Below are 12615 nucleotides of genomic sequence, written 5' to 3' on the forward strand. Positions count from 1 at the left end.
ACGACTTTGGAGACCGAGCAATGGATCGCGATAACAAACGGGCACGCGCAGCTGCAAGTTCATCCCAAGCCAGGGAACAAGCCAGGGAACCCTCTACCATCCTGTCCCTTACAGAGGGGCCATTAACGCAGGTGGCAGAACGGCTGGTAACCGCTAACCCGCGCGATACAGCGCGAAATCTTGCAGGCTTCAAAGGCCTCGGGAAGGAAGCGCGAACAGCCATTCGGGGCACTCAACCCGGGCAAGAAACTGAACTCGCAAAATTTGAAAGGCGCGGCAATCAGCTCGGACGATCAGCCGTCGAGCTGACCTGGAAGCTGACATCCGAATTGGGGTACCAGCCGGACAACGTTGCATTGGAGCAAGTCAGAGCGGTCAGCAATATAGCCAATTACCTAACGCCACACATGCAAGATGCTGTTGTCAATCGCATTGGCAACATGGATCCGGCCTCGCAAGCTCTCGGAGCTCTTAACGTTGCGCCCAATTTCGGCAAGTTCAATAACGAAAACCAATCTCGCATTCTTGATCAAGCCGTTGAATTGATGTCTGATCCGAACGGCAACATCAGGATGGTGGCACAGAATGCTATTTTTCAGGCGTATCACCAGATGGATCCAAATCAACAGGCCCAAGCTCACGCAGTTCCCGGCCTGGAACCCATCTTGCGGCAAATGCCTCCGCCGCAGCATGCACAGGAACGGCATGCGGATCTGGACGCCCACATAGCAGGGCTTGAGGCTGCGGTTCATGCGACAGGCACGCAAATCTCCTATGAACAGCTGCAGCGGGGTGGTCTAATAGGGCAGGCCATAAACCGCAGCTACAGTCAGGCCCGAGCGGACCTGCAGGAGTCCACCAGGAACAGGGATCGCGGGGGCCGTTGAGGTCTCGGCAACGGTATAGACGTTTCTCTCCCGAATTCCGTTCACGGCCTGGCTGTTTCCAAGTCGCTGGCCGTTGACGCACTAACTTGTGTAACTTTCAAAAAACCACGTCTGCCGGGTGGTGCGATGCAATCATTGCGCCACCTGCCTCGGCATCGATCTGTCGAGCGGCGACATCGCGACGTCGGTTCGGTGTCTGAAGCCGCACCATGAGCTGCGGCAGGCAATGGAACAATGCCTTCAACCAAAACGACGACCCCCAACATAGCCGTTAGCATTGCCTGCTCGCTCGCCGTGGGGTTCTGTGCGGCAAGTCTGTACGCAACCTTCCGCCACGGCGGTGGCGGCGAGGCCTTGATGGCGTTTGATGTCCGTGCCTTTTGGTTTGAGACGCCCTTCTATCTGGGTTTCGCAACCCCCGTCTTCTATCGGGGCGCGGCTATCGTGCTCTCGACATCCGTGGTCGTCTTGCTGATTCAGCAGGTCGTGTTGCGCCGCAAGCTCGAACACCACGGGACGGCTCGTTGGGCTCGAGTGGATGAAATGCGACGCACCGGATATCTGCGACGATACCGTGGCGTGAAAGGACCGGTATTTGGGAAGACGAGTGGCCCTTTCTGGCCTGGCTACTACCTGACCAATGGCGAGCAGCCTCACAGCCTCATCGTTGCACCGACCCGCGCCGGCAAGGGCGTCGGCGTAGTCATTCCAACGCTACTTACATTCAAAGGCTCAGTGATAGCTCTGGACGTCAAGGGGGAGCTCTTTGAGCTCACCTCGAGGGCGCGCAAAGCCGCAGGCGATGACGTGTTCAAATTCGCGCCGCTGGATTCGGAGCGGCGCACGAACTGCTACAATCCACTGTTGGACCTTATAGCGCTGCCTCCACAGCTCCAATTCACGGAAGCCCGCCGCTTGGCCGCAAACCTGATTACGGCCAAGGGGGAAGGCGCGGAAGGTTTCATCAGCGGCGCGCGAGATATCTTTGTCGCGGGGATCCTTGCCTGCATCGAGCGGGGTACGCCGACAATCGGCGCCGTCTATGATCTCTTCGCCCAGCCGGGGGAGAAGTTTAAGCTCTTCGCGCAACTCGCGATGGAGACCCGGAACAAAGAGGCTCAACGCATCTTCGACGACATGGCGGGGAACGACACAAAAATACTGACCTCCTACACGTCAGTGCTCGGCGATGGCGGGCTCAATCTCTGGGCGGATCCCGCTGTTAAGGCGGCCACAAGTCGCTCGGACTTTTCGGTGTATGATCTTCGCCGTCGCAGAACGTGCATCTATCTTTGCGTTGGTCCGAACGACCTTGAGGTGATCGCGCCTTTGATACGCTTGTTTTTTCAGCAGATCGTTTCAATTCTACAGCGGTCGCTGCCCCGCCCGGAGGAAAAGCACGAGGTTCTCTTCCTGCTCGATGAGTTCAAGCACTTGGGTAAGCTGGAGGCGATCGAGACCGCAATTACGACTATCGCGGGCTACAAGGGGCGTTTCATGCTCATCATCCAAAGCCTTTCGGCACTGACAGGGGCTTATGGAGAGGCTGGCAAGCAGAATTTTCTCAGCAATACCGGCCTGCAAGTGTTCATGGCAACGGCCGATGACGAGACCCCAAATTACATTTCCAAAGCCATCGGTGAATACACGTTTGAAGCCAAATCGATTTCCTACAGCCAGGCGCGAAGATTCGATTGGAACATTCAGAATTCGCATCAAGGTGCACCGCTGTTGCGTCCCGAACAGGTTCGGCTGCTCGACGACGACTACGAGATCGTTCTCATCAAAGGTCTGCCACCATTGCAATTGAGGAAGGTGCGATATTTTTCGGACCGCATTCTGAAACGCATCTTTGAAGGCCAGACAGGCGCCCTCCCGGAGCCGGCACCGTTGACGGAAGCAGAGGAGGAACTCTCCACAGACTTTCGACTCGATGAGCCGCCGCGTGGATTGGCGCAGGAATTTAACGATACCGTTTGATGTGAGGCTAGTGTGGACCCGCGAAAAAATCCATCCCGTGCAACAGCTTTGCCGCAGGACGCCGGCTTGGAAGGGCGGCAAGCGGGCGAGGCCCGGCGAGTGAGCGTGGAGCAGCAAGTGGCCGAGGCGTTCCGGCCGATGTTCGATGATCGAGCCGACGAGGCGCACAATGAAGGGGCCGTTCTGCGAGTGGAACAGGGACTCCGCGACGTGCTTCACCAAGAGCAGAATGATCAAGCCGCTCAGCCAATCGTAGCTGCCAGCCAACAGCAGATCCGACCCTTGTCGGATGCGCTTGACCAGGGCAACCACCGGCCACAGTTGGTCATCGTCAATGGTGAACATTTCACGGCGCTGTGGCCAGTGGAGAGGCTGGCGGCCCTGAATGCGCGGCAAGCCGTCGCCCTTCACCAGCAGCCGAGCCAAATCGGCCATTCGGGCGGCCGCGCGCCGATGCAGCCCCTCATGCAGCGGTTGGCTGAATTGCCATTGGCAGGGCTACCCGTTCAAGGCGCAAGGGCCGAACACATCAGAAGGATGCATGTGCAGGCCGCGCCCTCCGCAAAATTTGAAGCGCCCTCCGCTGCTATCGGGAGCTCCATAACCGTCTCGTTCGCCCTCCCCAAAGGCGTCTCCCATGGAACTCAACGCGTCCCACAGGCGATGCTCTCTTCCTCGGACCGCGATGGCCGCTTGCCTGATGCGGGTCCGGCCCGGCAAGTGGGCATTGAGCAGCACGTGGCCGCGCCGCGCCGCTCCAATCCGGCTCCTGTCGCGCCTCGAGTACGTCGTGACCCCAGCTATCGCCATGTGTCCGACGAACACTGGAACGTTATTGATAAGGCGATCGCCCAGGCTGCGGACTCTCAGCAAGGCTATAGCAAGAGTAGGCTTCAAGCTTACACTTATTCGCTTCGCCGATTGGCGAATCATTTCGGCGAGCGCGGCCAAGCGAATGATCTAACAAATCACCAATCCCTGGTCGACCACCTCGATACTTTCTTTCAGGACTACCCTGATATGAAGCCGGCGTTGAACGTCCTGCGTGCGTATCATGAGCCGGACTATTCAGTTGCTGACCGGCCGGTGCCCGCAAAGGCAGACGCGCACCTCCTGGAAAAAGCGGCCGGTGACAGCGGGTTGGCTCCAGGCACCCGTGTTATCTATAGTCGTAGTCTTCGCAAATTTTCTGCGGCGCTTGACAAACAGGGTCAGACGATCACTGGGCTGGATCACGATGAGCGGGCGAAAAGCGCCGAGAGCTTGTACCCAGACGATCGCTATCTCAGCTACGCGCTAGAGCGGATTCGCAAAGCGGACTCATACGCGCTTGCCAAGGCGAACCTATCGCTGTTCGTTGATCGAGCCGACGTGGTGCCAACCAATACAGAGGCGCTTGTGCGAATCGAGCAGGGGTTGCACGACGCGCTTCAGGAAGGGCAGAATGATCAAGCCGCCTCGTCTTTTTTCAACAATCCAAGCATGCCCGCTGGACGGGATAACCTCAACACAAGCATGTCGGACGCTTTCGCAAGCTCTGGATGGGCCAGAGTTCAGGCCGCCGCTCCGCCAGTCCTAGCTGCCAGCCAACAGCAGATACAGCCCTTGCCGGATGCGCTTGATCAGGGCGCCCACCGGCCACCCCGGGGGGTCGTCACCAACAATGAACATTCCACAGCGCTGTGGCCAGCGGAGAGGCTGACGGCCCTGAATACGCCGCAAGTCGTCGCCTTTCAGCAGCAGCCGAGCCAAATCGGCAATTCAGGCGGCCGCGTGCCAATGCAGCCCCCCATGCAGCAGTTCGGTGAATTGCCCTTGGCTGGGGTACCCCTTCCAGGCACAGGGGCCGAGCCCATCAGAAGGATGCAGCGGGCCGCGCCCTCCGCAAGGTCTGAGGCGCCCCCCGCGGCGATCGAGGACCTTATAGACCTTTCGTCCGCCGTCCCCAACGGCTTCTCCCATGGGACTCAACGCGTCCCAGAGGCGATGCTCCCTTTTCTCAATCACCATGGCCTCTTGCCGGATGCCGACAAGCCGGAATGGAACTTCGAAATCAAAGGTCACGGCTACACCGCCCTGATGCCGGAGGGCGGCAACGCCGTTTGGCTCGTCCATCGCGGTGCGATGAGGGAAGCTGCAGCGGCAGCAGTACCGGCAAGGGCTCCAGAACCCGCCTTGCCAGCGACGCAGTCAGATACCTATCGCGGTGTTCCGTTGGTCGATCTGACCACCTCCTCCGAGGCACACATCGCAGCCCTTCCGTCAGGCTCGTTCAACCTCCCCGAAGGGGCGGTGCTCGGCCCCGACCTGCTGGGTGACGCCCATATCAGCAGGGATTACCAGTTGCTGGCGCAGAGCCTGCAGATGCACCACCCAGCACTCGCCGCCCGAACGCGGCTTGTGGATTCCTTGGTCTCCCAGCAACTGCGCCGTCACGACCGGGACCCGAACCCTATAGTGCTGTCCATCTATCATCAAAACGACGTCGCAGCCGACTTCGTGTTCCTGCCTGTGAACAGTGGCGATCCCACGGCTATGGCGGAGAATGATGGACGCAATGAGCATTGGTCGCTGCTGCTCGTAGATCGCAGCGACCCGGATAAAGCGGTTGCCTATCACTACGACTCCATCCGTCGCGGCGATGGACTGCCATACAATGACGCGCCTGCACGAGAGCTCGCAGCCAGACTGGAAGTGACCACCGTGGTGACACCCGCCATGGCCCTGCAGAACAACGGTGTTGATTGCGGCGTGTTCGTGGTGGACGGCACGCGCTCGCTGGTTGAGAGATTGGCGAACCAAGACTTGCCAGACCCGCAGCGGCCGCTGCACCTCGAGGCCCTCGTCCCCGATCGGCACGCGCTGCAAAACCGACTGTGGCAGGGGCGCTTGCCCCACGAGCTTGCAAGCCCCGCGGAAGCGTTTGGAGCAGCCGGGTCGCAGGTGCGACACGCGGTGTGGCAAGCGCAGCAAGCCCGACAAGTCGCGCCAGCCTCGTTTGAACGGCACGTGAGCAGGACTCGCCACGCCCAGGCCGAGCTGACGAGTGCACTTGACAGGAGCAACCGCGTGAACAGCGGGGGCGTCATCATAAACAATGAACACTACACAGCGCTGTTGACACCGGCGAAGAGGCAGAGGACTGAAGATCCGCAAATCCTCAGCACGGGGCCGCAAGCGAGTGCAGCAAACACGTCGTCCATCAGGCAAGACCCCGATCAAGCCCGAGCGGACCTCATGACTTCCTATAGAAGCAGAGAGCGCTCCGACGCGGGGCGTTGAGCTCGATGGCCGCGATGAAGCAGAACAGCTCTTTTGGCGACCACGTCCCAACAGCTGGCTGCGCAGGCCGGCTCGAGGTTCTGGACGGTCCGACGGGACGGCGGGTTCGCTCGGAGGCCGACAGAGCCCGGATTGCCGCCGAGAGCCTGATGCCGGAGGTGCAGGTGGCGGCGGTCGCCCGCAAGCATGGCGCGACCCGCCGATTGGCGGCGTCGCCTTCGTCGGGGACAACTGGCACTGCCAGAAAGCATGGCGCCGATGTTCGCGCCGCTGATGGTGGACGAATGGTCGGCGCCTCAGCTGAGGCCACCGAAATCGGCGCAAGCGCGAGGGTGGAAATCGTGATCGACGACATGGTGATCCGAACGACGGTTGACCTCGAGCAGCTGTCGCAGGTGATCCGAGCGGTTCGGGCCTCGCGATGATTGCACCGGGCGCCGATCTGAAAATCTACGTGGCGACCGGGCCGGTTGACTTCCGGCGCGGCATGGACGGATTGGCATTGGCTGTGCAGGAGATGCTAGGCCTCGACCCCTACTGTGGGGCGGCCTTCGTCTTCCGGGCCAAAAGGGCTGACAGGATCAAGATTTTGTCTGGGATCGCAACGGCCTTGTGCTCGTTCAAGCGGCTCGAGGGCTCGAAGTTCGTCTGGCCGCAGGTTCGCGACGGGGTGATGCGCATGTCGCCGGCGATGTTCGCGCGGCATTGTTAGAAGGGCTGGACTGGAGACTGGTTCGGCCCGAGCGGGCACGGCGTCGGCAATTGGCCGGATGAGTGTGGCACGGTGACTCAGCTGCGTTGTCTCCGATGGCGTTCTCGGAGATCACGCGGTTGATTTAGTGCATGAATCAACGGTTCTCCAGGAAGAGAACGAGCGTTTGAAGGCGCTCCTGGCCCAGACGCAAGCGACCCTGGCCGAGCACCAGGCTGCCTTGGCTGAATCCGAAGAGGCGCGGCGTCGCCTGGAGACCATCGTCGGTCAACTCAATCACGAGAAGTTCGGCGCCAGGTCCGAGAAGCTGCATCCCGATCAATACCACCTGCCGCTCGAAGACGTGGAGATCGCGCAGGGCGTGCTCGACGCCGCGCAGGAAAGGGCGCAGCGGGTCATCCAGGGTCGTTCGGACGGCGCGTCCGGTTCACGCCCGCGCAACCGTGGTCACTTGCCGGCTCATCTGCCGCGAGTGGAACGGATCATCGAGCCCAGAGCACGCTGTGCCCCTGCGGCTGCGGCGAGATGGCTAAGGATCGGCGAGGATGTCAGCGAGCGGCTCGACGCGATCCCGGCGCAGTTGCGCGTGCTGGTCACGCGCCGCCCGAAATACGCTTGCCGGCGCTGGTCGAGCGCGGTCGTGCAGGCGCATGCGCCCGAGCATATCGTGCCCGGCTGCCTGCCGACCGAGGCGCTAATCGCCCAGGTCATCGTCGCCAAGTTCGGTGATCATTTGCCGTTCTACCGGCAGGCCGAAATCTACGCCCGCCAGGGGCATCCAACTGGATCGCGCCACACTGGGCAATTGGGCAGGCCGGGCCTGCTTCGATCTCAAGCCGATAGCCGAGCACATGCGCCGGCGTCTGGCTGACGCGGATCGCCTGTTCATTGACGCTATGAGGGCTATGACCGGCTGACATGCCTGGAACGGCCGCAAGGACCGTGGCTGCTCGTCCATTGCTGGAGCCGCCTGCGTCGACGCTTTGCGAGCTGGCGCGTAACACCAAGTCCCCGATCGCCGAAGCGGCGATACGCCGGATCGCGGCGTTCCACGCTATCGAGGCAACAGTGCGCGGCGCATCGCCTCAAGTCCGGCTTGCCGCTCGACAGGATTATTCCGCGCCGATCATCGCCGCCCTGAAACCATGGTCCGAAAAGCAACTGTCGATGATCTCCTCCGGCTCCAGGTTGGCCGAAGACATCCGCTATGGGCTCGCTCACTGGGAGGGGCTCACCCGCTTCCTCGACGACGGGCGGCTCGAGCTCGAGATCAACCCAGTCGAAAACGCCATCCGTCCAGTATGCGCGACCAGAAAAAATGCTCTCTTTGCTGGCCATGAATTTGCGGCCGAAAACTGGGCACTGCTCTCATCCGTCGTGGCCACCTGCAGACTCAACGACGTCAATCCCGTTGCCTACTCGCCGAAACTCTCGACGCCATCATCAACGGCCATCCGCAGAGCCAGATCGAGGAACTCATGCCCTGGCGATTCCGGAAAACGTCAAGCCCAAATCCATAGGCGATCGGCGAGGCGCTTACGCTCGACAAGGCGATTCACACTTCTCAAATTGGGTCTCTCGCGCTTCGTTGGGAGGGTCGCATCGCGGTCGACAGCAACACCGTCGAGCGCTCAATCGTGCGATCGGGCTCAAACGACAAGAACGCGCTCTTCGCTGGCTCGAACTGCGGTGCCGAAACAAGGGGCGGTGATTGCATCGCTGAGACCCGCAAGCTCAATGGTGTCCAGCCACTCGGCTATCTCGCCGCCGTCCTCACCAGCATCGTCAACAGCCATCCCAACAGCCAGATCGACGACCTACGCCTTTGGCCTGTACCCCGGCGCCGAGCTAAAGGCCGTGGCCTGAGAACACCGCTTTGGCTTGATCAGCCTCCTCGTCAGCAATCGCCAGAATCGCCCCTGTCACGCGGCCAAGGTGCCTCCGTAGCTAACGTCCACGTCAGCGTTGAAGAAGTACCCCGCACCACGACTCGTCTTGACCAGGCGAGGATTGGCCGCATCAGCCTCGAGCTTCCGGCGCAAGCGCAAGATCAGGACATCGATACTTCGATCGTAGACCTCTTCACCACGCACACGGCTCGCGAGCAAAAGCCGTTCTCGGGATAGTACGCTGCGGGGGTTCTCCAGGAACGCGATCAGGAGATTGAACTCACATGCGGTAAGCTTGACCTCGCCACGCTCTGCACAGATCAGCCGCCGCTGTTTGACGCTGAGCTTCCAAGCTCCAAAGCGGAATGAGCGATGATCTTTCGTTCGCGGACTGGAAATGCGCTGGCGTAGCGCTACGCGAATGCGGGCCAGGAACTCGCGCAGGCCGAAAGGCTTGGGAATGAAATCGGTTGCGCCGAGCTCCAGTGCAACGACTTTTTCGGCCTCATCGAGCCGGTCGCCGCTGATCACTATGATAGGCAAATCCGATTTTGTCGCCAGCTTGCGGACGATCGCAAGCCCATCCTCACGGCCCAGGTTGAGGTCAACGACCACGAGGTCGACCGGCTCATGAGATAGAACGTGGTTGAACTGCTTGCTATCGTTGACTGCAGTTACCTTCAACGCATGCATCATGAGATACTCGGCGATGAGGCGTCGCATTGCGGCATCATCGTCAATGACAAGAACATGTTTCAACGGCTCACCTTCAATCTTGAATCCCCTTGATTCCAAAGCTGTTGCCCGGCAACCTTCTGGACCAACCCACCACAGCTGCCCCTGCTGCCACGCGCCGTTGCGTGCGGCCAATGTGAGGCCGTTGCTCGTCCTGGTCTTTCATCCACAGCCAAATGACCGCATCAAGTCAGTCCGTGACCAGGAGACCAGGTCCAGTCGCCGGCATGACCCTGCCGTGCGATCCTTCAGCACTAGTTCGAGCTCACCTGCAGGCCCGGCAACAGCACTCGACTTCGACGGCACGGACGCCCAGTTTCCTGCCGTGTCCTTGAGTCGCCGCGGTTCTGGCGATGGCGGAGCTGCATCAACTCGAAATCCTGCCGCTCGTGCGTCCGGCTCCGAAGCGGTGGCTAAGCGCGGCGTTTGATTGATCGCAGAGGCGGTGGGCGCAGGAGCGGCCGAGTCGCTGCTGTAGCCTTGGGCCATGGTATGTCTCCTTCCAAGCGAGTTCTTCCGGGGGGAGGGCCGGCGTTCCAAACTCTGGTCCGCGCGACCGGCAGGTCGGTTGCGGTTACGGTTCCGAGCTAGCATTATCAGTTGAACGCGACACCTCCCTTTGAGCTGGTCACTATTCTTGTCGGCAGCGGCCTCGGACGCCGCCAAATGGGGTGCGGCTCGCCGAACAGCTGAATCAGGCTCGCACCAAGATGGGCTGCGCTGCTGCGTTTCGGCGCCCCGCGGACAGCCCCCTCCAGCCAGCGCAGACGAGCTCGCGATGTCAACCGATGGACCTGCCCGTGCAGGGCCGCGCATGGCTGTCTCTTAAAGAACTGGCAGCATACCGCAACGTCGGGACTGTCGCCTTCTTCGGCCCTCTCGCTGGACCGACCCACGGCATCCGCAGCCTGGACTAGCCTAGATGCTCTCCTTGATTCGACCTTGGCAGAAGATTCCATCACCATCCTGCCGCCGAAGCCGCGGCTTACAGTCCAAAAGCAACAGGCGACCGGGACGGGCAATCCCGCACAGGACTCGTCGTACCAAGATCCTTTGCATGTCGCTGCTGGCTAATCGGATCCGCCAACCCGTGCTTGCGCAAGATGCTCACCCACACTGCCACGATCAAGGTCTTTGTTTCAGTTGAAGCCGAAAAGCTGAACTTGAACATCACACAGTAACAAACCGCCCCGATAAGCGTGTTCCGGACAGGGCCAGAACCCGTCGGGCAGCTTGGAAAGGTAGGTGATAGGGAATGTTTATTGCAGTTTGGCCGCTGGCCATCGTTCTGTTGACATCCATGTCACTCCCAGCCGAGCCTGCGCCACTTTCGCCCCGTGAGTTCCACCGCCTGTCACGCAAATGCGCTCCCTGGGTCGCGCCGTCCACCCTTGCCGCGATTGCCAAGATTGAAAGTGGCTTTGAAACGCTGGTGGCTCATGACAACACCACAGGTGAGCAGCTTCGCTGGATAGACCACCTGCAAGCCACGCGGGGCATCAAGGACCGACTCGAAGCACAACATTCCGTCGATGTTGGATTGATGCAGATAAACAGCAACAACTTTCCCACGCTCAATCTCACGCCGGAAAAGGCTTTCGAGCCCTGCGCCTCGCTTTCGGCCGCCGCCCACTTGCTTGAAAGCCGGTATGCCGGCGGCGCGACTGCCCCGGCGCAGCAAATGGCGCTTCGCCGTGCCATCTCGGCCTATAACACGGGTGACGTCACGCGTGGCTTTGCCAACGGTTATGTACGCAAGGTCGAGTTGGCCGCAAAGGACATGTCAGAGACAACGCAGGAGCCGACCGCCCAAGATGCGCCACACCTTGAGGCACCGGGTCGGAAAGCAGTGCCGCCTCTGCTCCAACTGAACCAAAAGGCCAACCAAAAGCAGCCCCGCCAAAATTCCTGGGCCATCTGGGGCTCCTATCAGACAAACCGCTCCGGGGCCGATCCCTCCGGTCCGACAGACAGCCAGGCTGCCGATGAGCGGGAACCCTCGAACCCGAACAAACTCGTATTCGATTGAAACATGGAGATACAATGATCAAGCCACTCAAAATACTTCGTGCGCTTAAAACGCGTGTTCCTTCGCCTTTTTCCATGCTGCGAATGGCGGCTGAATACGCACCGGCCGCTGCTGCGGGCGTGGCGTGGACGGTCTTCTCCAGCGGGCCGGCCGCGGCACAGGTGACCGGAGGGACGGATCCCGCCAAGATGGTCCAGAATATCTGCACCTTCATACTTGGTCCCTTCGGACAATCACTGGCCGTGCTCGGACTCGTGGCCATCGGGATCTCCTGGATGTTCGGTCGTGCTTCACTTGGCCTGGTTGCGGGTGTCGTTGGAGGAATCGTCATCATGTTTGGCGCCAGCTTCCTGGGCAAGGCGCTCATAGGCGCTGGCTGATGAGCGACCGGCTGGAAGTGAGCACCCTCTATGTGGCGGCGACACGCCCCGCACTGTTTTTGGGGGTGCCGCTGACGCTGGCCGGAGCGCTCATGATGTTGGCGGGACTCGTCATCATCATCCTTAAGAACCCGCTCTATGAAGTCGTGCTCGTGCCACTCTGGTTCGGAGCACGGCTGATTGTTGAGCGTGACTATAACGCCGCAAGCGTGGCGTTTCTCTATTTGCAGACCGCCGGCAGAAGCGTCGATGGGTCGGTCTGGGGCGGGGCGAGCGTCAGCGCCAATCCGATCAGAGTGCCGAAGCGCGGAAGAGGAATGGTGTGATGTTTGGCGCCAGTGGCAGGACCGAGAGATCTGGCGAGATCTACCTTCCGTATGTCGGTCATCTGAGCGACCAGGTTGTCCTTCTGGAAGACGGATCGATTATGGCCATGGCACATCTGAACGGGCTGCCATTTGATTTGGAAGACGCTGAGATGCGCAACTCGCGCTGCCGCGCGTTCAACACTCTCTTGCGCAACATCGCCGACGACAATGTCACGCTGTACGCCCATCTTGTGCGAAACAACGATGTGCCGGAGCTGGCATCGCGCCAGTTTCAAAGTGCATTCGCTGGCAGTCTGAGCGAGGCGTATGAGAGCCGTGTGCTAAGCAGAAAGGAAACAGCAAGCGTCGTCACTACAAGTTTGGCAAATCTCATGAATATGCTCCTTCAGTCT

General features: G+C 60.4%; 10 protein-coding genes and 4 pseudogenes. 13 read left to right on the forward strand and 1 reads right to left on the reverse strand.

All coding sequences use genetic code 11. From position 1 onward, the window contains the following. Positions 1–20 precede the first annotated feature (20 nt). The 9 genes and pseudogenes from LB577_RS15480 to LB577_RS33290 form a co-directional block, all read left to right on the forward strand. Positions 21–887 (forward strand): hypothetical protein, encoded by an 867-nt coding sequence (locus tag LB577_RS15480; RefSeq protein ID WP_224687352.1) that lies wholly within the window; start codon positions 21–23, stop codon positions 885–887. 234 nt (positions 888–1121) lie between these two features. Next, positions 1122–2867, forward strand: a complete 1746-nt coding sequence (gene virD4 / locus LB577_RS15485) for a type IV secretion system ATPase VirD4 (protein ID WP_224687353.1) — start codon at positions 1122–1124, stop codon at positions 2865–2867. Between the two features lie 117 nt (positions 2868–2984). Beyond that, a complete protein-coding gene (locus LB577_RS15490) occupies positions 2985–6149 on the forward strand; it encodes a Ulp1 family isopeptidase (RefSeq protein ID WP_224687354.1) in 3165 nt (1054 codons plus the stop codon). Between the two features lie 5 nt (positions 6150–6154). Then, positions 6155–6574, forward strand: a complete 420-nt coding sequence (locus tag LB577_RS15495) for a hypothetical protein (RefSeq protein WP_224687355.1) — start codon at positions 6155–6157, stop codon at positions 6572–6574. Continuing rightward, positions 6571–6861, forward strand: a complete 291-nt coding sequence (gene tnpB / locus LB577_RS15500) for an IS66 family insertion sequence element accessory protein TnpB (RefSeq protein WP_411969277.1) — start codon at positions 6571–6573, stop codon at positions 6859–6861. Before LB577_RS15495 ends, tnpB begins: the two co-directional genes overlap by 4 nt. 127 nt (positions 6862–6988) lie before the next feature. Next, positions 6989–7588: pseudogene (locus LB577_RS15505) on the forward strand (IS66 family transposase zinc-finger binding domain-containing protein); the annotation flags it as partial. Further along, positions 7587–7778 (forward strand): IS66 family transposase, encoded by a 192-nt coding sequence (locus tag LB577_RS33500; RefSeq protein ID WP_411969278.1) that lies wholly within the window; start codon positions 7587–7589, stop codon positions 7776–7778. The pseudogene LB577_RS15505 and the gene LB577_RS33500, both read left to right, overlap by 2 nt. Position 7779: 1 nt before the next feature. After that, positions 7780–8154 (forward strand): annotated as a pseudogene (locus LB577_RS15510) (IS66 family transposase); the annotation flags it as partial. Positions 8155–8498: 344 nt separating this feature from the next. Beyond that, a pseudogene (locus tag LB577_RS33290) lies at positions 8499–8633 on the forward strand (hypothetical protein); the annotation flags it as partial. Positions 8634–8783: 150 nt separating this feature from the next. Here the strand turns inward: LB577_RS33290 and LB577_RS15520 are convergent. Next, positions 8784–9509: a response regulator gene (locus LB577_RS15520; protein ID WP_013533346.1), complete on the reverse strand. Its 726-nt coding sequence runs from the start codon at positions 9507–9509 to the stop codon at positions 8784–8786. A gap of 1231 nt (positions 9510–10740) precedes the next feature. Between LB577_RS15520 and LB577_RS15525 the strand changes: the two genes are divergently transcribed. From LB577_RS15525 to LB577_RS15540, 4 genes and pseudogenes are all read left to right on the forward strand, one after another. Then, positions 10741–11514, forward strand: coding sequence for a type IV secretion system lytic transglycosylase VirB1 (locus tag LB577_RS15525; protein WP_224687356.1), 774 nt, complete (start codon positions 10741–10743; stop codon positions 11512–11514). A 74-nt stretch (positions 11515–11588) separates the two neighbouring features. Next, a complete protein-coding gene (gene virB2 / locus LB577_RS15530; protein WP_411908931.1) occupies positions 11589–11894 on the forward strand; it encodes a pilin major subunit VirB2 in 306 nt (101 codons plus the stop codon). Next, entirely contained in the window at positions 11894–12220 is a 327-nt protein-coding gene (locus tag LB577_RS15535; protein ID WP_013533342.1) for a type IV secretion system protein VirB3, read from the forward strand. Before virB2 ends, LB577_RS15535 begins: the two co-directional genes overlap by 1 nt. Continuing rightward, positions 12220–12615 (forward strand): annotated as a pseudogene (locus LB577_RS15540) (hypothetical protein); the annotation flags it as partial. The gene LB577_RS15535 and the pseudogene LB577_RS15540, both read left to right, overlap by 1 nt.

The organism is Mesorhizobium sp. B283B1A, assembly GCF_020165735.1.
Taxonomy (GTDB): domain Bacteria; phylum Pseudomonadota; class Alphaproteobacteria; order Rhizobiales; family Rhizobiaceae; genus Mesorhizobium; species Mesorhizobium opportunistum.